Origin of the sequence: Pseudomonas sp. URIL14HWK12:I6 (assembly GCF_000514195.1) — a bacterium.
In the GTDB taxonomy this organism is placed as follows: Bacteria; Pseudomonadota; Gammaproteobacteria; order Pseudomonadales; family Pseudomonadaceae; genus Aquipseudomonas; species Aquipseudomonas putida_A.
In genome coordinates, this window is sequence record NZ_AZVL01000023.1 from 17,128 (window position 1) to 41,752 (window position 24,625).

The following is a 24,625-nucleotide window of genomic DNA, read 5'->3' on the forward strand; positions in this document are numbered from 1 at the left end:
GGGATCGGAAGGCGAAGCAATTGTCTCTAAGGTGCCTTGGACTAAGGGCTATTCGAATTTGATCTTAAAAACTGTCATGTTTGACAGTGTCTGTTCCCTTGGTCAAAGCAGATTATCAATTCTCCTCAATTGGAGTGTGTGCAAATGAATAAGGACGAAATCAAGAGCGCGGTGTCTGCTATGCAACGAGGCGCTTCAGTGAAACTAATTACAACTTCGGCGCAAAGCGGGACTTTTAAACTTATAGGGCTTTCGACGAGGGACGATAATGATGTGGTCAGGGTGCAATGTACAGACGGGACTTATAGAGATATCTATCTGACCGATATCACCTCGGTTTCAGAGGCTTAGATCTCTCAACCAAGTCTCCATTTGTTTTTCTTTGTTTTACAGGCGCCCGATGAGATACATCGGGCGTTTTTCATTCCATGCCTTATATCCACGCCAGAAGCTGTGAGCTGCTCTGCTAGAATCCGCCCCATCAACTGCCAGAGACTCTCCCATGAGCGAGCCGATTCGCCTGACCCAATACAGCCACGGTGCCGGTTGTGGCTGCAAGATTTCCCCGCAGGTGCTGGAAGTGATTCTGGCCGGCAGCGGTGCGCAGAACCTTGACCCGAAACTGTGGGTCGGCAATGCCTCGCGTGATGATGCGGCGGTGTACGAGATCGACGCCGAGCGTGGTGTGGTGTCGACCACCGACTTCTTCATGCCGATTGTCGACGATCCGTTCGACTTCGGCCGGATCGCTGCGACCAATGCGATCAGCGACATCTATGCGATGGGTGGCGATCCGCTGATGGCGATTGCGATCCTCGGCTGGCCGGTGAATGTGCTGGCGCCGGAAGTGGCGCGGGAAGTGATTCGCGGCGGGCGCGCGGTGTGTGACGCGGCGGGTATTCCGCTGGCCGGCGGGCATTCGATCGATGCGCCGGAGCCGATCTTCGGCCTGGCCGTGACCGGTCTGGTGGAAAAACGCCACATGAAGCGCAACGACACCGCCACCGCCGGTTGCCTGCTGTACCTGACCAAGCCGTTGGGCATCGGCATCCTCACCACCGCCGAGAAAAAGGGCAAATTGCGCCCCGGCGACATTGGCGTGGCCCGCGACTGGATGTGCACCCTGAACAAACCCGGCAGCCGTTTCGGCAAACTGGCCGGCGTCACCGCGATGACCGACGTTACCGGTTTCGGCCTGCTCGGGCATCTGGTGGAAATGGCCGACGGCAGCCACCTGACCGCACGCATCGGCTACAACCACGTGCCGCGTCTGGACAGCGTCGAGTACTACCTCGAACAGGGCTGTGTGCCCGGTGGCACCTTGCGTAACTTTGACAGCTATTCGAGCAAGCTCGGCCGTCTGCAGGAGTTGCACAAGCGCGTGCTGTGCGACCCGCAGACCAGCGGCGGTCTGTTGATTGCAGTTACACCGGAAGGCAACGCCGAATTCCTCGCCGTGGCTGCCGAACTGGGCCTGAACCTGGCGCCGATCGGCGAGCTGGTCGAGCGACAGACCCACGCAGTCGAGGTGAACTGATGTCACGCGACTGCACCGATTACCGCGATATTTTCCTCAACGACCGGCCGATGATGGATGCCCGTGCGCCGATCGAGTTTGCCCACGGCGCGTTTCCGGGCGTGGTCAACCTGCCGCTGATGAACGATCGCGAGCGCGAGCAGGTGGGGACTTGCTACAAGCAGCATGGACAACAAGCCGCCATCGCCCTGGGTGAGCGGCTGGTGTCTGCCGAAGTGCGGGAGCAGCGCATTCAAGGCTGGGTCGAGTTTGCCCGGGCACACCCCGACGGCTATCTGTATTGCTTTCGCGGCGGCCTGCGTTCGCAGATCGTCCAGCAATGGATCAAGGAAGAGGGCGGGATCGATTACCCGCGTGTCGGCGGTGGCTATAAGGCGATGCGTACGTTCCTGCTGGAGACGATCGATCAGGCCGTGGCCGAGTGCGATATGGTGCTGCTGGGCGGCATGACCGGCACCGGCAAGACCGAACTGCTGGTGCAATTGCGCAACGGTCTGGATCTGGAAGGTCACGCGAATCATCGGGGCTCGAGTTTCGGCAAGCGCGCCACCGGCCAACCGACCAACATCGATTTTGAAAACCGTCTGGCCGTTGATGTGCTGAAAAAACGCGCCGGCGGGATCCAGCAGTTTGTGCTGGAAGACGAGAGCCGGGTAGTCGGCAGTTGTGCCTTGCCATTGCCGCTGTACCGAGGCATGCAAGTGGCGCCGATGGTCTGGCTCGAAGACAGCCTGGAGCAGCGGGTCGAGCGGATTCTGCAGGATTACGTGATCAACCTGCACGCTGAGTTTGTCGCGGTGCATGGCGAGCAGGGCTTTGCGCTGTATGCCGAGCGGCTGATTGCGAGTTTGAACAATATCCAGCGCCGGCTGGGGGGCGAACGCCATCAGCGGATGTTCCTGCAGATGGAAGAGGCCTTGGCGGAGCAGGCGCGCAGCGGTTCGGTCGAGCAGTTCCGTAACTGGATCAGCGTGTTGCTGCGCGAATATTACGACCCGATGTATGCGTTCCAGCGTGAGAAGAAGGGCGGGCGGATTGAATTTGCCGGGGAGCGCGGGGCGGTGCTGGAGTATCTGCGTGAGCGGCTGAATCAGCGGGTTTGAGGGTGCTCTTGCGGGCCTCTTCGCGAGCAAGCCCGCTCCCACATTGGGTCTCCACTGGGCAGAAATTTCTGCCTGACGCAGATCCCCTGTGGGAGCGGGCTTGCTCGCGAAAGGGCCGGTACAGGCAGCGCAAAACTCAAGTCGGACAGGTCGCCTTGCCGTTATCCAGCCCCTGCTTGTAGCTGTGGCTCTGCAAACTGGCCTTGCCGTTGTGCCAGGTCAGGGTCAGCACGTACAGCGAATCGAAATCGCCCGACGCCCAGTCATCGGTGATGGTCTGCTTCTCGCCGACGGCCTTGCCGGCAACCTTGTTGATCAGCTCCGGCAAATAGCCGTGCGACCAGGCAGTGTAGATCGTCGCGTTGTGGTACTTGTCCTCGATCAGCTCGCGCGCCAGATCACTGGTGTCGTTGGCGGAGAACTCGATGTTCACCGGCAGGCCGAGCTTGATCGCGGCGGGGCTGATGGTCATCAACGGACGGATGTAGCTGTAGGAGTTGTCCAGTTCGCCTTCCTCGACATTGCGTGTCGGGTTGGCGGCGAACACGTAATCGGCCTTGCCGAATTTTTCCGGCAGCAGGGTCGACAGCTCGATCGCCCGGTTCAGACCCTGACAGTTGAGCTGGCCGAGACCGCCCTCGGGTTTTTCCGCGTGGCGCAGGAAGATCAGCGTCTGCGTACCGTCCACCGGTTGCGCGCGAATCTGGCTCGATTCGAGCGACAAGGTCAGCGCACTGACTGCCAGCAGGGAGGGCAGGGCCACATAGGCGCGATGTTTGAAGCGTTTGGCGAAACTCATGAGGTTCGTCATTGAATATAGGATTCTTCAGCAAATTCGGTTGGGGCTGACCAACCCTTACACCGCGGGCTCCCAGCACCGGGTGTTGTCCATGTCGTGTGTCGCGCTTCCTTTACGAAAGGCATAGCTCAGAGTCCTCTGAGGCCGGTTTGGTTCATGCACATTACCCGCAGGATGTTACGGTTCATGTAGGAGCTGCCGCAGGCTGCGATCTTTTGATTTGGTTTGTTAAAGCTGAATCAAAAGATCGCAGCCTGCGGCAGCTCCTACATTATGATCAGTGCTTTCCTTGTGACTGGATGTTTCCCATGACCGATCTGTCCGCGTTCCCCATCACCCAGAAATGGCCGGCGCAGTACCCCGACTGGATTCAACTCTATTCCCTGCCGACCCCCAACGGCGTCAAGGTCTCGATCATGCTCGAAGAGATCGGCCTGCCCTACGAGGCGCACCGTGTGGGTTTCGACACGCAAGATCAGATGTCCCCGGAATTTTTGTCGCTGAACCCCAACAACAAGATCCCGGCGATCCTCGACCCCCACGGCCCGCAAGACCAGCCGCTGCCGCTGTTCGAATCCGGCGCAATCCTGATCTACCTCGCCGACAAGAGCGGCCAGTTGCTCGCCCAGGAAGGCGCGCTGCGTTACGAGACGATTCAGTGGCTGATGTTCCAGATGGGCGGTATCGGCCCGATGTTCGGCCAGCTCGGCTTCTTCAACAAATTCGCCGGCAAGGACTACGAGGACAAGCGTCCGCGTGACCGCTATGTCGAGGAGAGCAGACGCCTGCTCAGCGTGCTCGACAAACGTCTGGAAGGTCGCGACTGGATCATGGGCGAGCGCTACACCATCGCCGACATCGCCACGTTTCCGTGGGTGCGTAACCTGATCGGCTTCTATGAGGCGGGGGATCTGGTCGGAATCAATAATTTCCCGAACGTGACCCGGGTGCTGGAGCGCTTTCTGGCTCGCCCGGCTGTGGTGCGCGGGTTGACCATTCCTTCCTGACCTTCACCCGACCCTGTGGGAGCTGGCTTGCCAGCGATGAAGCCGGCACAGTCAATATCTATGTTGCCTGACCCACCGCTATCGCTGGCAAGCCAGCTCCCACAGGTAATCGGATTGTTCCGAGGATTATTGCACCCCCGGTAATGCTGTCTTGATTGATCCAGGTTTGTACCTGCGCCCACCGAAGGCATAAGCTTCGCCCCCTACGACTTTCGTCTCATCTGCCGTTTTCAGGAAGCGCCATGTCCAGCCAGTTCCCCGAAGCACGTCCCCGCCGTCTGCGCCGCAATGCGAGCCTGCGCAGCCTGTTCCAGGAAACCGAGTTCAGCCTGAATGATCTGGTGCTGCCGATTTTCGTCGAAGAAGAGATCGACGACTTCGTGCCGATCAAGAGCATGCCCGGGGTGATGCGCATTCCCGAGCGCAAGCTGGCCAGTGAAATCGAGCGTTATGCCCGTGCCGGGATCAAGTCGGTAATGACCTTTGGCGTGTCCCATCACCTGGACGCCAACGGCAGCGACACCTGGCGCGAAGAGGGACTGGTCTCGCGCATGTCGCGGATTGCCAAGGACGCCGTGCCGGAAATGATCGTGATGTCCGACACCTGCTTCTGCGAATACACCGATCACGGCCACTGCGGCGTGATGCACAACCACGAAGTCGACAACGACCAGACCCTGATCAACCTCGGCAAGCAAGCTGTGGCGGCGGCGCGTGCCGGTGCTGACGTGATCGCCCCGTCGGCGGCGATGGACGGCCAGGTGCGGGCGATTCGCCAGGCGCTGGACGCCGCCGGTTTCACCCAGATTCCGATCATGGCCTACTCGACCAAATTCGCCTCGGCGCTGTACGGCCCGTTCCGCGAAGCCGGTGGCAGCGCGCTGAAGGGCGACCGCAAAAGTTATCAGATGAACCCGATGAACCGCCGCGAAGCCCTGCGCGAATCGCTGCTCGACGAGCAGGAAGGCGCCGATGCGCTGATGGTCAAACCGGCCGGTGCGTACCTGGACATCATCCGCGACATTCGTGAAGCCTCGAACCTGCCGCTGTCGGCGTATCAGGTCAGCGGCGAGTACGCGATGATCAAGTTCGGCGCGCAGGCCGGTGCAATCGACGAGGATCGCGTGGTGCGCGAAAGCCTGGGCGCGATCAAGCGCGCGGGGGCGGATCTGATCTTCACCTACTTTGCGATGGATCTGGCGCTGGCCGGGATCTGACAGACACCGCAGAACTCCCTGTGGGAGCGGGCTTGCTCGCGAATGCGGTGTATCAGCAACGAATAGGTTGACTGACACGACGCCTTCGCGAGCAAGCCCGCTCCCACATTGGGACTGTGTAGGGTCACGGAAAGTTGAAGTAGGGCCGGATACCGTGATCCCGGAAGTACCGCTCGATCACCTTCGGATCCGCACTGTTATCGGCAATCGCCACATACGTATCCGGGCGCAACAGGTAAAAACCATTACGCCCCAACCCCGCCGTTTCAAACGCCGGCCGCCAGTCGAACACGTGCAGCGGCAGATGGTGTTCATTGCACCAGGCGATCATCTCGTCGCTGGTGTCGCCGTACACGTGCACCTGCCAGCAAGGCTGCCTTAGCGGTTCGTAGTTATCCCCCTCACCATCATGCGCCCACGGCAAGCGGTCGCCGCCGTGGACGTGGCCGGCCGTGCCTTGGCTCAGCGGCATGCCGCGATAGTTGAGGGTGACTTGCGAAACCGTGCGAAAGAGGAACTCGCGGCTGGCCTCGAACGTGGCCATTTTCGGGATCAGAAACGGTGCCAGACGCGTGCGCAGCAAATCGGCGATGCGCCCCTCGGCGGTGACGAAACTGAACACCTTGTCGGTGGTCGACACCAGCCGCCGGGCGAAGGCGATGCGCTCGGTTTCGTAAGTGTCGAGCAGCTTCGCCGTGGCGCTGCCGTTGAGCACGGCGGCGAGTTTCCAGGCCAGGTTGATCGCATCGCCGATGCCGGTGTTCATGCCCTGGCCGCCGGCGGGGCTGTGCACGTGCGCGGCGTCGCCGAGGAGAAACGCCCGACCGCTGCGAAAATGCTCGGCCACGCGGTGATGCACGCGGTAGGTGGAGAACCAGTTGACCTCGTCGATGTGCACTTTCAGGTGCTCGATGGCGCGGCTGCTGACGTCGGCAAATTGCAGGGTTTCGGCGCGGTCGGCACGTTCGTCACGCACGGTGCCGATCAGTCGGGCGCGGCCTTCGCCGGCCAGTGGAAACACCGCAAGGAAGTCCGCTTCATCCAGATCCAGGTGCAGCTCACCGTTCATCGCCGGGCCGCTGGCCTTGACGTCGGCGACGTAGAAAATCTGCTGATAGGTGCCGCCGGGAAAACCGGTGTCGAGGGTTTTGCGCACCACTGAGCGGGCGCCATCACATCCCGCCAGATAGCAGGCCTGGCAGATTTCCTGTTCGCCATCGGGCAGGCGCAAGTGCGCGGTGAGGCCGTCGCCGGTTTCTTCGAAACTCTCAAGCTCGGTGTTGCGCTCAACCGTCACGTCATAGTCTTCGAGGCGTTCGAGCAGCAGCCGTTCGTGCTGATCCTGGGGAAAGATTTCGATGAACGAGTAGGGCGTCAGGCCTTCGCCGATGCGCTGCAACGGCAACTGCGCGACCGGTTTGCCCTTGACCCAGAAATTCGCCGCCGCGACCTTGTGGCCGTTGCGCACCACGGTGTCGGCCAGGTCCAGCTGGCGATACAACTCCAGGGTGCGCGCCTGCACCGCCAGTGCTCGTGAGGTGGTGCCGGGCGCGGAGGTCTTGTCGATGATGCGCACGCGCACGCCCAGTTTGCTCAGCCACAGGGCCAGCACCAGACCGGTCGGGCCGGCACCGATGATCAGTACGTCGCTGCGGTTCATGGGCCTGTCCTCCGTTGGCTGTGGAGCAAGTATGGATCAGATGGAAAGGGTAGCCAGTGCCGGCCCCTTCGCGAGCAAGCCCGCTCCCACAGTCGAACGCATTCCAAGGTGGGAGCGGGCTTGCTCGCGAAAAGGCCTTTTCAGGCACCCAAAAACCAAAAAGGCCCCACAGCGGTAAAGCTGCGGGGCCTTTTCATTTTGGCAGAGGGTTAGAAATCGATGGTGCCCGACAACTTCGCCACCCGTGGCTCACCCTGGGTCAGATAGCCGCCTTGCGCCGATTCCCAATACTTCTTGTTCGCCAGGTTTTCGACGCCCAGGCGCAGGGTCACGTCTTTCTGCGAGACCTTGAACGCATAACGCGCACCCGCGTCAAAGCGGTTCCAGCTCGGCAGGCTGAGGTTGTTGGCAGCGTCGGCATATTGGCCACCGGTGCGCAGCATCCGCGCATTCAGCGCCACGCCTTGCAGGCCCGGCACGTCCCAGTCGGCGCCAGCGTTGAACTGGAAGCTCGGCACGCCGATCGCACGGTTGCCGTCGTTGGCGCCGTTCTGGGTGTTGCGCAGCTCGGTGTCCATCAGCGTCAGGCCGCTGATCAGGCGCAGGCCATTGATCGGCTCGCCGAACACGTTCATCTCTACCCCTTTGTTGATCTGCTCGCCTTCACGCACGTAGGTGCAGGTGGTGGCGCTGTTGATTTCGCAGTAACCGTCGCTCGGCTGTTCGATGCGATAGACGCCCAGGCTCGCGCCGTAAGTGCCCATGTCGACCTTGACCCCGGCCTCGGTCTGCTTGGAGCGGGCCGGCGCGTAGACTTCGTTGCCGTTGGTCACGCGCAAGCCGCCGGCGCTGGTAGGCGAGGTCGGGCCTTGTGCCAGGCCTTCGATGTGGTTGGCGTAGAACGACACGTGCTCCCACGGCTTGAACACGATGCCGTAGACCGGCGTGGTGATCGATTCGTCGTAGCTCGACTTGCGGCTGCCGCTGCCGTAACTGGCGTAGTTGTAGCCTTGCACCACCAGTTGCTGACGACGCAGGCCGGCGGTGATCAGCAGGCGGTCGTCGAAGAATCCGAGGGTGTCGGAGAGCGCGAGGCTGCGGTTGAAGGTCTTGCCGACGATGCCCGGATCGCTGACGTCGCCGCCGGCAAAATTGCCGACCGGCGACGGCGTTTCCACCGGGTGGTAGATGTTGTTGGCGTACTTGGTCAGGTCGAAATCATAGGCGCTGCGTTGTTCGGCCCACAGACCGCTGAGGCCGAAGTTGAGTTTGTGGCTGACCGCGCCGGTGTTGAACTTGCCGTTCAGGCCGGCCATCAGGCTGGTGTTGTCCTCATCGTGGGGGATGAACGAGCCGGTGGTGTAGGAGGCGCCGTTGTTGCCCACCAGGGTTGTCGAGTTGTAGCGGCCGACTTCGCGGGTGTGCTTGGCGCCGCCGGCGACGTACGCGGTCCAGTTGTCGTTCAGGTCGTATTCGGCGCGGAGCATGCCGAAGGTGTCTTCGATGTCTGTGTAGCCCCACTTCGGCGCGTAGTTGGTGTCGGCCGACGGCGCGTCCGGAATGTGCGTGGCGGTGCCGAGGTTGACCGAGTTGCGGCCGCCGTTGACGCGTTCTTTCTGATAGGCGAAGTCGCCGGAAATACGCAGCGCGTCACCACGATAGTCGAGGCCGATGCTGAACAGTTTCGAGCGCTGGTTTTCGTGATCGATGCCGGTGTCGCCTTCGCGCTGGGACAGGTTGATCCGCGCGCCGAAGCGGTTGTCTTCGCCGAATCGCTGGCCGATATCAAAGTGCTGACCGATGCGACCTTCGCTGTTGATATCGGTGGTGTAGCGGCGCAGCGGCTCGTCGCCGGCACGCTTGGGCTGCAGGTTGACGCCGCCACCGATGCCGGAACCGGTCGGGGTCACGCCGTTGATGAAAGCGTTGGGGCCTTTGAACACTTCCACGCGCTCCAGGGCGTCGGTGGAAATGATCTGCCGCGGCAGCACGCCGTACAGGCCGTTATAGGAAATGTCGTCGCCGTTGAGCGGCAAGCCGCGAATCATGAACACCTGCGCCTGGTTGGAGAAGCCCGAGGCCTGACGCACCGACGAATCATTGAGCAACACGTCGGCAACGTTTTCCGCTTGCTGGTCCTGAATCAGCTGTTCGGTGTACGACGCGGCGCTGAACGGCACGTCCATCATGTCCTGATTGCCGAGCACGCCGAGCTGACCGCCACGGGCGACCTGACCACCGGCGTAGACCGGGGGCAGGGCGTTGGACGTTGGCGCTTGGGCGTTGATGTTGACGTTGTCGAGCACCAGCTCCTTGCCGTTTTCATCGGCAGCGTGAGCGGTGACAGTCAGGGAGCACAGCAGGGCGAGAAGCGTCGGGCGAAACGGGACGGCGAGTCGAGCTGAAACGGGCATGTCGATACCTGGAGGCGTACGGCCGGTGAGAAAATTAGAACGGCGCGGGGAACTCCTTGCGCAAATACGACTCCAGGTGCAAATGATAGGAGTTCGCAGTAACGTTTTGCAATCAGTTTATCTTGGTGAATTTCCCGATCTGAAAGGAAACCTGTAGTGAGGGGATTTATCCCCGATGGCGCGCGGAGCGGGCCGCTTTGATATTGGAGGGCTGCTGCGCAGTTCATCGGGGATAAATCCCCTCACCACAAGGTCACAGTCCTAGCCTGCGTGACGCCTTTGATCGTATGGTGAACCTGCCTCAATGCACGCCAAGGAGCGCCATGCACACCCCTCGATTACTCATTACCCTCGCCGCGCTGCTGGCGCTCGCCGGTTGCGCCGGCCAGCGCAGCCAGGAGCCGGCACCGCGTGCGCCGGCTGAAGTGAAAGCCGAAATAGTGCGGCTGATGCCGGCGAAAGTGCCCGACCGTCAAGGCTGGGCCACCGACATCTACGCCGCGTTCGCCGCACAGAACATCAGCCCGACCACGCAAAACCTTTGTTCGGTGCTGGCCGTGGCCGAGCAGGAATCCACCTTCCAGGTAGACCCCACGGTGCCGGGCCTGGGCAAGATCGCCCGCGACGAAATCGACCGTCGTGCCGCCAAAGTGCATATTCCCAGTCTGTTGGTCAGTGGCGCTCTGCAAGTGCGCTCCACCAACGGCAAGACCTACAGCGAACGCCTGAACGCGGCACGCAGTGAAAAAGAACTCAGCGCCATTTTTGACGACTTCATCGGCAGAGTGCCGATGGGCCGCACCTTGTTCGGCGGCTTCAACCCGGTACACACCGCCGGACCGATGCAGGTCAGCATCGAATTCGCCGAGCAGCACGCCAAGGAGTATCCGTACCCGGTAGACGGCACGATCCGCCACGAAGTGTTCACCCGCCGTGGCGGCATGTACTTCGGCATCGCCCATTTACTTGGCTACCCGGTGAGTTACCGCGAGCCGCTGTACCGCTTCGCCGACTTCAATGCCGGTTGGTACGCCAGCCGCAATGCCGCGTTCCAGAACGCGGTCAGCCGAGCTTCGGGCATCCCGCTGGCGCTGGATGGCGACTTGATTCGCTACGACTCGATTATGCCTGGCAGCACCGAACTGGCGGTGCGCACCCTCGGCAAGTCGCTGGGCATGCGTAACCCGACCATTCGCGATCAACTGGAGAAGGGCAAAACCCTGGAGTTCGAAGAGACCAGACTCTATCAGCGGGTGTTCGAACTGGCGGAGCAAGCGGAGGGAAAAAAACTGCCGCGTGCAGTGTTGCCGGGGATCGTTTTGCAGAGCCCGAAAATCACCCGCAAGCTGACCACGGCGTGGTTCGCCAAACGCGTGGATGAGCGCTACAAGCGCTGCATGGCCAAGGCCGGTTGACGCCGGTTCAAAGCACTTTGACGGCTCGGCCAATGGCTTGAATCGGCCCGGTCGGTTTCCCGAGGGGGGAGCCATTGGCGCCTTCCAGCGTCAGCTCGAACAGTTGATTCGGTTGCAGCGGCGGCAATTTATCCAGCGGCACCGAGAGCGTCTGCCCCGGTTTGACCAGCCCCAGCGACACCGGCCCTTGCCAGCCGTCAGCTTTGGTCCAGAACTCCAGCGCCTTGTCCGCCGGCACTTCGACCACGCCCAGCGGGATTAACTGAATTTCCCGTGGATTACTGGCCTGAATCACCCAGCCTGGCGCCTTGTCCTGCGGCGCGACCAGCACCACCAGATAATTCGGTTTAGGCGGGGTCTGGGTCAGCAGAATTGAACCCAGGACCATCGTCGCAGCCAGTCCGGCAGCGCTCAGCCCGCGCCACAGCGGCAGCAGATTCCACCACGAGGTGGTGGACGTTTCAGGCGTCAGTCGCTCGACGCTGCGCTCGATTCGCGGCCACAGGAACGCCGACGGTTGCTGCGCTTCGGCATAGTCCGTCAGCTCCAGCAGCCGCCGTTCCCAGGCGTCCACCGCCGCGCGCAGAGCCGGTTCATGCGGCAGGCGTTTCTGCACCTCTATCCGCTGTTCAGCAGAGAGTGTGCCGAGCACGTATTCGCCGGCCAGTTCATCACGTTCCTGCGCCGATTCAGTGGTCATCCCATGCACTCCCGCAAAGCGTTGAGGCTGCGTTTGATCCAGGCTTTGACCGTGCCCAGCGGCGTGCCCAACCGTTGAGAAATCTGCGCGTGGCTGTAGCCGTCGACATAAGCGTGGAGGATGCAGCTTCGCCGCTGCGGGTCGAGTTGTTCCAGACAACGATGGATCCGCGCCGAATGGCCCTGCACATCGAAGGCGTCCTCGTCAGGCTCGGCATCGTGTTCTTCGTTGAACGGCGTCTCCCGGCTTTGATCACGCAGCTGGTTCAACGCCAGATGCCGGGTCACGCTGAACATCCAGCCGCGCGCTGAACCGCGCGCCGGATCAAATTGCGCTGCAGCGTTCCAGATCTTGATGAACGCCTCATGCACGATGTCTTCGGCCAGCGCCGTGTCACGCACCAGCCGTTTGGCCACGCCGAGCAGGCGCGCGCCTTCCTGCACGTACAAATCGCGCAGGGCCGACTGCTCGCCGCGGGCACAGGCAGCGAGACGGGCTTCGTAATCGAATTCAGATTCGGGTAAGGACATGTCGTGCAATCTAGCTCACATTCCGCAAACATCCAGACAACCCGGGGCCCGCTGTGGACTCCTCTGTGGGAGGGGGCTTGCTCCCGAAGGCGCTGTGTCATTGAAACAGATGCTGGCTGACACGCCGCCTTCGGGAGCAAGCCCCCTCCCACAAGTAAAGATTTGAGTGGGCCAGAAACTCAGTTCGCCGCCCAGAAAATGTAGTCGGCCTGATACTTCACCACTTCCTGCTTGCCCTTGTTCGCTGCTGTGCATTCACTGCCCGGTGCCACGCCGCCCTTGAGCGCGACCCGCTGGATATAACTCACGCCGCTCATCGCGCCTTTGCCTTCAGCCGGGTTGGCCTTGACCAGTTGATAGGGCAGGTTGCCCGGGCTCGACGGAGCGACGGCCAATTGCGTGCCGGTGACTTTCGAACCGTCCTTGGCCTGCCAGGTGGCGGGCGGGCCGAAGTAGGTGCCGACCTGCTTGCCGCTGCGATCATTGAGCACCGCTTTCGGGCCGACGAAGGTCCATTCGGTCTGCCCGGCGGCGTTGGGCTTGTCGCGGCATTCGTAAGTGATCTCGCCGACCCCGGTGGTTTCCATCGCGATCTTGTGGCCTTCCGGGACTTTGATCGCATCGGGGTAGCTGCTTTGGGCGAAGGTTGTCGAGGACAGGGCGAGCAAACCGGTGAGGCCAATCAGTTGAGTGATGTTCATCAGTGTTATCTCCGAAAGGGGTAGACCGCTGACAGCCGAAGAGGGCTGTTACAGGGACTACCCGTGGCGGAGGCGTTTGGATGCAGTGCCCGACAAATATTTTCCACCTCCACCGATCTCCCCCTGTGGGAGCGGGCTTGCTCGCGAAGGCGTCCTGTCAGTCGATATTCATGTCACAGGTATATCGCATTCGCGAGCAAGCCCGCTCCCACAGGGATTTGCGTCGGGCTTGAGGCCGGAGGCTTTCAGCAGTTCCTGGGTGTAGGGGTGGGTTGGCGCAGCAAAAATCTCCCGCGACGAACCCTGTTCCACCACCTTGCCATCCTTGATCACCAGCAAGTCATGGGCCAGCGCATGCACCACCGCCAGGTCATGGCTGATGAACAGATAGGTCAGCCCATGCTTGATCTGCAGTTGCCGTAACAGATCCACCACTTGTTTCTGCACCGTGCGATCCAGCGCCGAGGTCGGTTCGTCGAGCAGGATCAGCGCCGGCTCCAGCACCAGCGCGCGGGCGATGGAGATGCGCTGACGCTGGCCGCCGGAAAACTCGTGGGGGTAGCGATGACGGCTCTTGGGGTCAAGGCCGACTTCTTCGAGTACGCGAATCACTGCTGCTTCGCGCTCGGCCTCGGTGCCGATGCCGTGGGTCAGCAAGCCTTCGGCAATGATCTGCTGCACCGACATGCGTGGGCTCAGGCTGCCGAACGGGTCCTGGAACACCACCTGAATCTGCCGCCGCAAGGGGCGCATCAAGCGTTGATTGAGCAGGCTCAGCTGCTTGTTGCCGAAGCGGATATCGCCCTCGGATTCCACCAGCCGCAGGATTGCCTGGCCCAGCGTCGATTTGCCCGAACCGGATTCGCCGACAATCCCCAACGTTTTGCCGCGTTGCAGGCGGAAACTGACTCCGTCCACCGCTTTGATGTACGCCTGCGAACGACTGAACAAGCCCTTGGGCAGTGGAAACCAGACCTTCAGATCATCGACTTCCAGCAGGTTGTGCTGGTACGGGCTCGACACCGGCGCACCGCTCGGTTCAGCTTCGATCAACAAGCGGCTGTAAGGATGCTGCGGTGCGCGAAACAGGGTCTCGCAGTCAGCCTGTTCGACGATTTCGCCGTGGCGCATCACGCACACCCGTTGCGCGATGCGCCGCACCAGATTCAGATCGTGACTGATCAGCAGCATCGACATGCCGAGCCGCTGCTGCAACTCGATCAGCAGCTCGAGAATTTTCTGCTGCACGGTCACGTCCAGCGCCGTGGTCGGCTCATCGGCGATCAGCAGTTCCGGCTCATTGGCCAGCGCCATTGCAATCATCACCCGTTGCCGCTGACCGCCGGAGAGCTGATGCGGATAGGCTTTCAAACGCTGCAACGGCTGGCGAATGCCCACCAGTTCCAGCAGCTCCAACGTGCGCTCACGAGCGGCGCGTCCCTTGAGGCCCTTGTGAATCTCCAGCACTTCGCCGACCTGTCGTTCCACGCTGTGCAGTGGATTAAGCGAGGTCATCGGCTCCTGGAAAATCATCGCAATCCGGTTGCCGCGCAAACCGCGCATCTGCTGCTCGCTGGCGTGCAGCAAGTTCACCCCGTTATAAGCGATCGAACCGTTGCTGCTGACGGTTTTGCCCGGCAACAGGCGCAAAATCGAATGCGCCGTCACCGACTTGCCCGAGCCGGACTCACCGACCAGCGCCAGACACTCGCCACGACGAATATCGAGGTTCAGACCGTGCACCACTTCCTGCCCGGCGAAGGCGACACGCAGGTCGCGGATTTCAATCAGGTTGTCGCTCATGTCAGCTCCTCGGATCAAGATCGTGGATCAAATGCATCACGGCAAGCCTCACCGATGAACACCAGCAACGACAGAATCAGCGCCAAGGCAAAAAATGCCGTCAGCCCCAGCCATGGCGCTTGCAGATTGCGCTTGGCCTGGCCGATCAGTTCGCCCAGCGAAGCGGTCCCGGCGGGCATGCCGAAACCGAGGAAATCCAGCGCGGTGAGGGTGGCGATGGCGCCGGTCAGAATGAACGGCAAGTAGGTCAGGGTGGAGGTCATCGCGTTGGGCAGGATGTGCCGCAGCATCAGTTCGCTGTCGGTCAGCCCCAGCGCCCGCGCGGCTTTGACGTATTCCAGATTGCGTCCACGCAGAAACTCGGCGCGCACCACATCCACCAATGCCAGCCAGGAAAACAGCGCCATGATCCCCAGCAACCACCAGAAACTCGGCGAGACGAACCCGGACAAAATGATCAGCAGATACAGCACCGGCAGCCCCGACCAGATCTCCAGCACCCGTTGCCCAAGCAAATCGACCCAGCCGCCGTAATAACCCTGCAGCGCCCCGGCAACGATGCCGACCAGCGCACTGATGCCGGTGAGGATCAGCGCAAACAGAATCGAAATTCGTGTGCCGAAAATCACCCGCGCCAATACGTCCCGCGCCTGATCGTCGGTGCCCAGCCAATTGCTGGAAGAGGGTGGGCTGGGTGCCGGTTCAGTCAGGTCGTAATTGACCGTGTCGTAGCTGAACGGGATCGGCGGAAACAGCATCCAGCCGCCCTGATCCTCGATCAGCGAGTGCACGTAAGCGCTGGCGTAATCCGGCTGGAACGGCAGTTCACCGCCGAAATCGGTTTCCAGGTATTCGCTGAGGATCGGGAAGTAGTAGGCGCCGTGGTAGCGGATCACCAACGGTTTGTCGTTGGCAATCAGTTCGCCGCCGACGCAGATCAGGCACAGGCCAATGAACAGCCACAGTGACCAGCGTCCACGGCGGTTGGCCTTGAACTGCGCGACCCGGCGCTGACCCAAAGGAGAGAGTGTGAACATCAGGCAGTCCTCGCCGAGAAGTCGATGCGCGGGTCGAGCAGGGTGTAGCAGAGATCACCGATCAGCTTGATCAGCAGGCCAAACAGGGTGAACAGAAACAGCGCGCCGAACACCACCGGGTAGTCACGCGACACCGCCGCCTCGTAACTCATGCGCCCGAGGCCGTCGAGGTTGAAGATGGTTTCGATCAGCAAGGAACCGGCGAAAAACACCTCGATCAGCGCCGAGGGCACCCCGGCCACCACCAGCAGCATCGCGTTGCGAAACACGTGGCCGTAAAGCACGCGGCGTTCGGTCAGACCCTTGGCCCGCGCGGTGATCACGTACTGGCGGCTGATCTCGTTGAGGAAGCTGTTTTTGGTGAGGATGGTCAGGGTGGCGAAACCGCCGATCACCAGTGCTGTAACCGGCAACACCAGGTGCCAGAGGTAGTCGCCGACCTTGCCCAAGGTGCTGAGGCTGTCGAAGTTATCCGACACCAGCCCCTGCACCGGAAACCAGTTGACGTAGCTGCCGCCGGCGAACACCACGATCAGCAGCATCGCAAACAGAAACGCCGGCATCGCGTAGCCAATGATGATCGCGGTGCTGCTCCAGACATCGAACGCACTGCCGTTGCTGATCGCTTTGCGGATGCCCAGCGGGATTGAAATCAGGTAGGTGATCAGCGTTGCCCACAGGCCGAGCGACAGCGACACCGGCAGTTTCTGCAGGATCAGATCGGTGACCTTGGCGCCGCGAAAGAAACTGCTGCCCAGATCCAGCTGGGCGTAGTTTTTCAGCATCAGCCACAAGCGTTCGTGCATCGGCTTGTCGAAGCCGTAGTGGTGTTTGATTTCCTCGATCAGCGCCGGGTCCAGCCCGCGACTGCTGCGCCCGGCACCACCCGTCGCGGCGACTTCGCCACCACCGCCCATGCCGTGCCCGCCGAAACCTTGCAGGCGCGCAATGGCTTGCTCCACCGGGCCGCCCGGTGCGGCCTGCACAATCACGAAGTTGACCACCAGAATGCACAGCAGCGTGGGGATGATCAGCAGCAAACGTCGACTCAGATAACGCAGCATGTCACTGGCCCCCCGCGAGCTGGGTGTGCATCTGTTGCGTGGTCAGCGGCTTGGCCGAGACCTCCCACCAGGTGTTGAGGCCTTCGTCGTACGCCGGTTGCACCGGCGGCATGCCGAAGCGGTTCTGATACACCGTCGGCGTGCCCTTGGAGTAGTAGTTGGGAATCATGTAGTAACCCCATTGCAGCACCCGGTCGAGGGCGCGGGCGTAATGCACCATGGCGTCGCGGGTGTCAGCCTTGACCAGCCCGTCGATCAGTTGATCGACCGCCGGGTTGGCCAGCACCATCGAGTTCGAACTGCCGACTTGCGTGGCACTTTGCGAGGCATACAGGCTGTACAACTCGCGGCCGGGGGAGACGATCGGATCGCCACTGCGCGGGAAACTGGTGACGATCATGTCGTAGTCCCGGGCGTTGAGCCGATTGACGTATTGCGCCGAGTCGATCCGCCGTAGATTGAGGGTGATGCCGATCTGCGCGAGGGTGCGTTTGAACGGCAGCAGCATGCGATCAAAACCGCCCTGACCGTCGAGGAAGGTGAACTCCAGAGGCTCACCGGCGGCGTTGACCAGTCGGCTGTGTTGCGGCGTCCAGCCGGCCTCGGCGAGCAGCTTCAGAGCTTGCAGCTGCTTGTCGCGGATGTAGCCGCTGCCATCGGTTTTCGGCGCCTGATACACCGTGGTGAACACCTCGTCGGGAATCTGCCCGCGCAACGGTTCGAGGATCTTCAATTCCTCGGCGTCGGGCAGGGCGGTCGCGGCCATTTCACTCTTCGGCCAGAAGCTGTTCTGGCGCACGTAGAAGCCGCGCATCATCTGCTTGTTGGTCCATTCGAAATCCCACAGCAGGCTGATCGCCTGACGCACGCGGCGATCCTGAAAGATCGGGTTTTGCAGGTTGAACACGAAGCCTTGAGCCGCGGTGGGTTTTTGCGGGGCGAGGATCGCCTGTTGCAAGCGACCGTCACGCAGTGCCGGGCTGTCGTAGCCGACCACGTAGCCGGACGAGGAAAACTCGCGGTTGTAGTCGAACGCCCCGGCCTGCAACAGTTGCCGGGCGACGTCGGTGTCGCCGTAGAAATTCACCGTGAGCGTGTCGAAGTTGTACATCCCGCGACTGACCGGCAGGTCTTTGCCCCACCAGTCCGGGTCGCGCTGGAAACTGATGCTGCGTCCGGCATCGACTTTGCTCACGCGGTACGGGCCGCTGCCCAGCGGCGGTTCGAAGCCGCCGCCGTTGGCGAAATCGCGCGTCTTCCACCAGTGTTCGGGCACCACGCGCAGTGTCGCCAGATCCAGCGCCAGGGTGCGGTTGAGGTTGTTCTTGAAGGTGAAACGAATCTGCTGCGGATTCTCGATCAGCACGTCCTGCACGTCGGCGTATTGCTGGCGATAACTGAGGCTGCCCTTGGTCATCAGCAGGTTGAAGGTGTAGCGCACGTCTTCGGCGGTGATCGGCGTGCCATCGGCGAAGCGGGCGTTGGGGTTGAGGGTGAAGCGTACCCAGAGGCCTTCGGGATCGCGTTCCATCTGTTGCGCGACCAGACCGTAAACGGTGTAGGGCTCGTCGAGCGAACGGAACGCCAGTGGCGCATACACCCAGTCGTTGACCTGCACCACGGAAATGCCTTGATCGGCATACGGGGTGATGTAGTTGTACTGGCCGATTTCCATCGACGCACGACTGAGTGAACCGCCCTTGGGCGCGTCGGGATTGACGAAATCGAAATGCTCGAAACCCGCCGGATACTTCGGCGCCTCGCCGTACACCGTCAGTGCGTAGCTGCCGGCGGCCAGCGCCGAGGGGCCGTTGCACAGCAGTGCACTGCCGAGCAGCAGGCTAGCCATGTTGCGCAAAAAACTCATGAGATCACCCTGAAAATCCCTGAAGAAACCCGGTTCCCATGTGGGAGCTGGCTTGCCAGCGATAGCGGTATGTCAGTGAAGTAAATGTCGACTGATACGACGCTATCGCTGGCAAGCCAGCTCCCACAGGGTTTTTTGGCGCTCGTTCTTTAGAAGTGATACGTCATGCGCGCAAACAGCGTGCGGCCCAGCGGGTCGGTGTAACGCGGGTCATAGCCGCTCTGGAAGTTGTAGGCCTGGTTGGAGAACGGCGGGTTGCGGTCGAACATGTTCTTCATCCCGGCATCGACGTCCAGCACCTTGTTGAAGGTGTAGCCGGCCGACAGGTCCCACACCGAATACGACGCCACGCGCGCATGGGTATCGCGGTCGTAGTCGTTGTAACCGGTGGTGAAGCGGTTGGTCAGCGACGCGCGAGCCGCGCCGAAGGTCCAGCTGCCGGTGAGGTTGTGCTTCCAGCGCGCGATCACGCCGTCACCTTCGAAGTCGCCGACCTTGTCGGTGAACGGGCCTTTGATGGTGCTCTGGAAGTCGTACTCGTCCACGTAGGTGCCTTGCAGGCCCAGACCGAACTGGCCGTAAGGCGTGTTCGGGAAGCGGTAGTCCAGCGACACATCGACACCGTTGGTTTCGACGATGCCGAGGTTGGCGTTGCCGGTGACGATGTAGTTGAGCGTACCGTCGGCGTTGCGCACGAAGCGATCCGGGTAGCTGCCGGCCTGATCGAACACGGTGGATTCAGGGAACGGCTGGATCTGGTTGGAAATGTGAATCCACCAGAAATCCAGACCCACCGACAGGTTGCTGACCGGCTGATAGACGAAGCCCAGCGTCACGTTGCGCGCCTTCTCCGGAGCCAGATCTTCATTGCCGCCGATCTGATTGAGGAACTGCTGGCCGCAATCGCGCCCGCCGTTGCCGCCCGGTTGCACCACGCCACCGGTACACAGCACCGGGTCGTTGTAGTAGCCCTGGGTGTAGGTGATGCTGCGCGGCGAATACAGCTCGTAGAGCGATGGCGCACGGAAGCCTTCGCTGTACGCGCCACGCACTACCAGCTCTTTGAGCGGCTGATAACGGAACGAGTATTTCGGGTTGGTGGTGCTGCCGAAGTCGCTGTATTTGTCGTGACGCACAGCGGCGGACAGTTCGAGGCTGTCGAGCACCGGCACGTTGATTTCGGCGTACGCGGCTTTCACGCTGCGGTCGCCCTCGACGCTGCCGGCCGGGTCGATACCGAGGCTCTGAATGTCACCGGCAAACTGTTCGAAGTCCTGGTGGAATTTCTCTTTGCGGTACTCGCCGCCCAATGCCAGACCCGACGGTCCCGCACCGAACCAGTCACCGATCTCGCGGCTGATCCGCCCGTCGAAACCGGCCACGCGGCCGACGGCGGTGGAATAGGCGCCGTGATACATGGCCTGGTCGATGTACTGCTGACCGGCGGCCGATTGCGGGCCAAACGGGTTGAGCAGACCGCTGGCCAGACCGTTGATCATCGCCTGATCGCTGACATATCCGCTGGTGACGCTGGAGACGATTTTGTTCTGGTTGTACGAGGCGCCGACGTTGTAATCCCAGCCGCCGACCAGACCATCGAAGCTCAGCAGAAAGCGCTGACTGGTGTTCTGGTCTTTCGATTCACGCGGGCCGGCAGCAGTCTCGCGCCAGTTGACATCGACCGGTTGCGTCGGGTCGAGGGCGAAACCAGTCGGGACGGGCGTGATGCCGTTGCCGGGGTAGTAGGGCGACGACGAGTCCAGGCTCAAACCGGTGAGCGGGGCCGGGCCGACAGCGGTGGCGTTGTTGTTGCGCGACCAGAAGTATTCGAGGTTGACGTTGTGGTCATCCGCCAGCTTGCCGGTGGTCTTGCCGAAGAACGACGTTTTTTCGGTTTGCGGAATCAGGTCGATGTATTCGCGGGTGCTGAAGCGGCACAAGCCGTCACGCGCCACCAGGTTCGGCCCGTTGCAATTGCTGTTGGCCAACGGGTTGGTGGCGTTGCCGTTCTGGCTGTAGTTGCCGGGGAACGCGGTGCCGGAGGTCTGGTCCAGGCCACGGCCGGGCACATAGTCGCGGGCGAAGGAGCGGTCGTTGGCGTCGAGGTTCTGCTGCTTGTTGTAGTTGAACACGCCGAGGACGTTGAAGCGGTCTTGCTCCAGATCGCCGTAGCCCCAACTGGCGCTCATGTCTTTGGTGGCACCGCCGCCGCTGTGGGTCGGGGTTTCGCCACCGAGGGTGAGCTGGCCGTCGGTCATGGATTTCTTGGTGATGAAGTTGATCACGCCGCCGATGGCGTCGGTGCCGTACAGGGCTGATGCGCCGTCGCGCAGAACCTCCACGCGCTCGATCGCGGCAAACGGGATCATGTTCAGATCCACCGCGCCGCCGGCCGAGTTGGTGCCGGACAAGGCGTTGTTCGCCAGGCGTCGGCCGTTGAGCAGCACCAGCGTCTTGTTCGCGCCGATGCCGCGCATGTCGGCAAACGAAGCGCCACCGGTGGCGGCGCCGACCGAGCCGGCGCTGTTGTTGATCGACTGGCTGCCGGTGATCCGCTGCACCAGTTCGGCGGTGGTGGTCACGCCCTGTTTGCGCAACTCATCGGCCTTGAGAATGGTGATCGGCACGGCCGTTTCCGCATCGACCCGGCGAATCGCCGAACCGGTCACTTCCACCCGTTGCAGTTGCGTGGTCGGCGCCACCACCGTTGCCGCAGCGGGCACGGTGGCGTTGTCATCCTCGGCGGCTTGCACAGTCCCGGCGCCCATCCCCATGGCCACCAGATACAACGGAACAAAACGGTGGCGAGAGATCGTTGCCACCAAAGGTTTGAGCGTGAAGCGTGGAGTGTTCATCAGCATGGTTATTTCCGACTTTTTAGACGTTATCGAATTGGCCTTGTGAGCCCCTCATTGCTCCGCTTTCGGTGATACCGCGTGCGGAAAACCACTTTCTTCAAGCAAGCCGATCCCCTCCGAAGACGCCTGGCGTTTTTTCGGTCGGCTGATTGCGACGGGATTCTTCAGCGGTGCCGGGCGCGACTCTCAACGCGCGCCCCGCACCGCACTCAGTGGGTGGTCATCACCGAAATCTTGCTGATGCCCGAGCGTTCGATGGACGCCATGGCCTTGGCCACCTGGCCGTAGTTGACGTTGGCGTCGGCCTGCAGCTGCACGCGCACCTCGGCGTCCTTGGCCTTGACCTCCTTGAGGCTGGCCTCCAAAGACTCCGGCGCCAGTTCGGTTTTCGCCAGATAGAACTTGCCGTCCTGATCGACGCTGACCACCACTGGGTCTTTCTTTTCGGCGGGGGCGACGGCGTCGGTTTTCGGCAGGTTGACCTTGATCGCGTTGGTCATCAGCGGCGCGGTGACGATGAACACCACCAGCAGCACGAGCATCACATCCACCAGCGGCGTGACGTTCATTTCGCTGAGCACTTCATCGCTGTCTTGGGTAGAAAAGGACATTAGCTGGCCTCCCGCACGGCGGCTGTGGTTTTGCTGGCGATGGCCTGGCGGCTGATGGAGAACGCGCTGCGTGAGGCGAGGGCGTCGAAGTCGTGGGCGAAGTCATCCATGTCCGCCGAGGCGAGTTTCAGGCGGCGCAGGAAGAAGTTGTAAATCAGCACTGCCGGAACCGCGACAGCGATCCCCACGCCAGTGGCGACCAGTGCATGACCGATCGGGCCGGCGACCGCTTCAAGGCTGGCCGAACCGGTTTCGCCAATGCTTTGCAGGGCTTCCATGATTCCCCACACGGTACCGAACAGACCAATGAACGGCGCGGTGCTGCCGATACTGGCGAGGATCGCCTGACCGTTTTCCAGCGAGCGGCGTTCCTTCTGGATCTGCTGACGCAGGTTGCGCTCCAGGCGATCGGAACGGTTGATGGTGTGCGCCAGTTGTTGCGTGGTACGCGGCGACTCTTCCACCAGCAAGGCTTCGAAACCGCTGCTGGCGATGCGCGCCAGCGAGCCCGGGTACTGACTGGCGTGTTCGGCGGCAGTAAGCAGATCCGGTGCGCCCCAGAAGGCTTTGCTGAACTGTTTGTTCTGGGCTTTCTGGCGCAGGTATTGCGCCGACTTGACCAGCAGGATCGCCCAGCTGACCACGGAAAACAGCACCAGGCCCCAGAGCACACCGGGGACAATCATCGAAGACAGTGAATTGTTCATCGCTACACCTCGCTTGCATTAAGTCGGTTGTGAGTTCGTTGGGTTGTGCCGTTATTGCGGCAATTTGAAATCGATGGTCTGGGTGGCGAAGCCGTCAATCGGCGTGTCACCGCGTTTGGCCGGAATGAACTTCCAGTTCTTTACCGCCGCGACGGCGGCGTCATCCAGTTGCGGCTTGCCGCTGGACTTGGTCACTGTCACCGAGCCGGCGCGACCGTTGGCCAGCACCTGAATGCGCAGCACCACGCTGCCTTCCCAATTGCGCCGCAGCGCCAGCGACGGGTATTCCGGCGGCGGGTTGCCAAGGCTGGCGAGACCGGAAATCGCTGCCGATTCCTTGACCGGGGCAGGCGCTGCGGCCGGGGCCGGTGGCGCGCTCGGTGTCGCCGGCGCAGCGGGAGCGGCCGGTTGTGCCGGGGCGGGCGGAGCTTTCGGCGGCTCGACTTTCTTCACCGGTTTGGGCTTCTCGACCGGTTTCGGTTTTTCGATCGGCTTGGGTTTCTCTACCGGTTTTGGCGGTGGCTTGACCGCGTCTTCGTCTTCCACCGGTTGTTCAGGTTCCGGAGGGGGCGGCGGTGGCGGTGGGGGCGGCGGTTCCGGTGTGGGCGGTGCCGGCGGCGTGGGGCTGCTCAGCTCGACGGTCATTTCCGGAATCTGCGGCGGAGTCGGCAGTGGCTCGGGCCGGGTCTGCTGGAAAAACCACCAGGCGCCGCCGTGTATCAGCGCCGATACCGCCACCAGCAACAGCATTTGCTGTTTGTTCAACCCGCCGGGTTGCGAGGTATTGGCCGTGAAGGCTGGCCTGTCCGGTGACAGCGGGATTGGCGCTTCCCGTAACGACCCCGGCAGGGTTCTGTGCTTTACCGCATCGTTCATTAAAGCTCCCTCGGGTTGATGAAGGGCAATAAGGTGCCGTCCGAACATTGGGGTGATGTTCGAGTGGGTGGGTGTAACTTTTTTCAAGGTGTACGCAGGCCGATAGTTGAACTATCTATAGAACAGGGCTTGCTTACAGTTACTGGCTTAGAGCCATCGACTTCGAGTGTTCATTAGCCATTCCCTGGTTGTTCTTCTATCGCTTGAGATCAGTGTTGGTGTCTCATGCTTGTGCTTTTTGCATGTAGCAACCGCTGTGCCAGATGTTGCCGAAATGTATAGATCTTATTTCATCAGTGTTACCCATGTCGCATTTATATAAGTTTTGCCTTGGTCGTGTATTTCTCCGGCCAACAGTTTCCCGAAACTCCATTGAGTGGAGTTTTTTCAGAGGCGAGTCAGGCTCTACGCGGTATCACGCTGATCGGCGGGATAGAGCGGCGGCTTGGCTAACGGCCCGGGCACTTGCTGGTGCGCGGCGGACTGATTTGGTGCGGGTCTGTGTTTTAGCGGGTCACGGCGTATGTTCCTTGTTCTTGTTTAAATGAAATCACTGTTTCCAGTGCTGAATAATTCAACTCACTGGAGCCGTTTTGGTGCACTTGCAAAGTCGCTGAAAGTTATTGTCCGACAATCTCGCCTGCGTTCATTTAATACGGCGCTGGTGCAGGGATTTTTGCAGTTGTATTTAAAAAATAAATATCACGCCGTTGTCGGCG

19 protein-coding genes are annotated in these 24,625 nt (G+C 61.4%); 5 read left to right on the plus strand and 14 right to left on the minus strand.

Annotation, left to right across the window (positions count from 1 at the left end):
- Positions 1-502 precede the first annotated feature (502 nt).
- Positions 503-1,537, plus strand: coding sequence for a selenide, water dikinase SelD (gene selD, locus H043_RS0123070; RefSeq protein WP_027613856.1), 1,035 nt, complete (start codon positions 503-505; stop codon positions 1,535-1,537).
- Positions 1,537-2,640, plus strand: a complete 1,104-nt coding sequence (gene mnmH, locus H043_RS0123075; RefSeq protein ID WP_027613857.1) for a tRNA 2-selenouridine(34) synthase MnmH — start codon at positions 1,537-1,539, stop codon at positions 2,638-2,640. Before selD ends, mnmH begins: the two co-directional genes overlap by 1 nt.
- Positions 2,641-2,776: 136 nt before the next feature.
- Here mnmH and H043_RS0123080 read toward each other — a convergent pair whose 3' ends face one another.
- A complete protein-coding gene (locus H043_RS0123080) occupies positions 2,777-3,451 on the minus strand; it encodes a hypothetical protein (protein ID WP_027613858.1) in 675 nt (224 codons plus the stop codon).
- A 296-nt stretch (positions 3,452-3,747) separates the two neighbouring features.
- On the opposite strand from H043_RS0123080, the gene H043_RS0123085 reads away from it, so the two are divergent.
- A complete protein-coding gene (locus tag H043_RS0123085; protein ID WP_027613859.1) occupies positions 3,748-4,446 on the plus strand; it encodes a glutathione binding-like protein in 699 nt (232 codons plus the stop codon).
- A gap of 242 nt (positions 4,447-4,688) precedes the next feature.
- Positions 4,689-5,663, plus strand: a complete 975-nt coding sequence (hemB, locus tag H043_RS0123090) for a porphobilinogen synthase (RefSeq protein ID WP_027613860.1) — start codon at positions 4,689-4,691, stop codon at positions 5,661-5,663.
- 124 nt (positions 5,664-5,787) lie between these two features.
- Here the strand turns inward: hemB and H043_RS0123095 are convergent, their stop codons facing one another.
- Entirely contained in the window at positions 5,788-7,323 is a 1,536-nt protein-coding gene (locus tag H043_RS0123095) for an FAD-dependent oxidoreductase (protein WP_027613861.1), read from the minus strand.
- A gap of 209 nt (positions 7,324-7,532) precedes the next feature.
- The gene (locus H043_RS0123100) at positions 7,533-9,737 is read right to left on the minus strand and encodes a TonB-dependent siderophore receptor (protein ID WP_027613862.1); all 2,205 of its coding nucleotides are present in this window, start codon (positions 9,735-9,737) and stop codon (positions 7,533-7,535) included.
- Between the two features lie 323 nt (positions 9,738-10,060).
- On the opposite strand from H043_RS0123100, the gene H043_RS0123105 reads away from it, so the two are divergent.
- Entirely contained in the window at positions 10,061-11,152 is a 1,092-nt protein-coding gene (locus H043_RS0123105) for a DUF1615 domain-containing protein (RefSeq protein WP_027613863.1), read from the plus strand.
- A 7-nt stretch (positions 11,153-11,159) separates the two neighbouring features.
- On the opposite strand, the gene H043_RS0123110 is transcribed toward H043_RS0123105, so the two are convergent.
- The 11 genes from H043_RS0123110 to H043_RS0123160 all read right to left on the minus strand — a co-directional run bounded on the left by H043_RS0123110 (position 11,160) and on the right by H043_RS0123160 (position 23,906).
- Positions 11,160-11,852, minus strand: a complete 693-nt coding sequence (locus tag H043_RS0123110; protein WP_027613864.1) for an anti-sigma factor — start codon at positions 11,850-11,852, stop codon at positions 11,160-11,162.
- Entirely contained in the window at positions 11,849-12,382 is a 534-nt protein-coding gene (locus H043_RS0123115) for a sigma-70 family RNA polymerase sigma factor (RefSeq protein WP_027613865.1), read from the minus strand. The genes H043_RS0123110 and H043_RS0123115 overlap by 4 nt, the downstream gene beginning before the upstream one ends.
- A gap of 179 nt (positions 12,383-12,561) precedes the next feature.
- Entirely contained in the window at positions 12,562-13,083 is a 522-nt protein-coding gene (locus H043_RS0123120) for a DUF3455 domain-containing protein (RefSeq protein ID WP_027613866.1), read from the minus strand.
- Positions 13,084-13,251: 168 nt separating this feature from the next.
- Complete coding sequence (locus H043_RS0123125) at positions 13,252-14,886, minus strand: ABC transporter ATP-binding protein (protein ID WP_027613867.1); 1,635 nt, start codon at positions 14,884-14,886, stop codon at positions 13,252-13,254.
- A gap of 14 nt (positions 14,887-14,900) precedes the next feature.
- The gene (locus H043_RS0123130; RefSeq protein WP_027613868.1) at positions 14,901-15,923 is read right to left on the minus strand and encodes an ABC transporter permease; all 1,023 of its coding nucleotides are present in this window, start codon (positions 15,921-15,923) and stop codon (positions 14,901-14,903) included.
- Complete coding sequence (locus tag H043_RS0123135) at positions 15,923-16,987, minus strand: microcin C ABC transporter permease YejB (RefSeq protein WP_027613869.1); 1,065 nt, start codon at positions 16,985-16,987, stop codon at positions 15,923-15,925. Before H043_RS0123135 ends, H043_RS0123130 begins: the two co-directional genes overlap by 1 nt.
- Position 16,988: 1 nt before the next feature.
- Positions 16,989-18,854: an extracellular solute-binding protein gene (locus H043_RS0123140; protein WP_027613870.1), complete on the minus strand. Its 1,866-nt coding sequence runs from the start codon at positions 18,852-18,854 to the stop codon at positions 16,989-16,991.
- A 149-nt stretch (positions 18,855-19,003) separates the two neighbouring features.
- Positions 19,004-21,715 (minus strand): TonB-dependent receptor, encoded by a 2,712-nt coding sequence (locus H043_RS0123145; RefSeq protein ID WP_027613871.1) that lies wholly within the window; start codon positions 21,713-21,715, stop codon positions 19,004-19,006.
- A 206-nt stretch (positions 21,716-21,921) separates the two neighbouring features.
- Positions 21,922-22,323: a biopolymer transporter ExbD gene (locus tag H043_RS0123150; RefSeq protein WP_003223575.1), complete on the minus strand. Its 402-nt coding sequence runs from the start codon at positions 22,321-22,323 to the stop codon at positions 21,922-21,924.
- The gene (locus tag H043_RS0123155) at positions 22,323-23,030 is read right to left on the minus strand and encodes a MotA/TolQ/ExbB proton channel family protein (RefSeq protein WP_027613872.1); all 708 of its coding nucleotides are present in this window, start codon (positions 23,028-23,030) and stop codon (positions 22,323-22,325) included. Before H043_RS0123155 ends, H043_RS0123150 begins: the two co-directional genes overlap by 1 nt.
- 51 nt (positions 23,031-23,081) lie before the next feature.
- Complete coding sequence (locus H043_RS0123160; protein WP_027613873.1) at positions 23,082-23,906, minus strand: energy transducer TonB; 825 nt, start codon at positions 23,904-23,906, stop codon at positions 23,082-23,084.
- Positions 23,907-24,625 lie beyond the last annotated feature (719 nt).